1 protein-coding gene is annotated in these 391 nt (G+C 62.7%); it reads right to left on the bottom strand.

The window, feature by feature from the left end; genetic code table 11:
- The coding region (locus tag QWI17_RS00235; protein ID WP_302720496.1) for a dermonecrotic toxin domain-containing protein at positions 1-391 on the bottom strand (391 nt) is incomplete at both ends.

The raw sequence follows: 391 nt of genomic DNA, 5'->3' as shown, positions 1-391 counted from the left end.
GCAAAATCTCCGATTCACGCACGTGTTCGAGCAAAGCCGAGAGGCTGGCATATTCACGCAGCGTGTCTTTGGCGAACAAGGGCCGGTACAGCAACACCAGCGAGGGTTCCGCACAAAACAGGATGTACATGCAGCGTACCGGGTCCGTGACCCTGGACGCTGCGCTACGCCTGAACGCCAGCGGAAACAGGATCATGCGCGGCGCGTCGGGGTCGACGTGCCCCGCACAATAGTCGACCACGCATTGCAGGCCTGGCTCTTTGATCTTGCCGTCCATCTTGGCAGTGAGTGCAGCGGCCAGCAGTGCTGCACGCCATTCCCGCCCCAGGCGCGTGACACGGTCCGCGCGCTTGGCCGGATCGTCCAGTTGCGCCGCGACATAGGCAGGATA

This window comes from Gilvimarinus gilvus, assembly GCF_030518155.1.
In the GTDB taxonomy this organism is placed as follows: Bacteria; Pseudomonadota; Gammaproteobacteria; order Pseudomonadales; family Cellvibrionaceae; genus Gilvimarinus; species Gilvimarinus gilvus.
This window is presented reverse-complemented; position numbering and strand designations above follow the sequence as displayed.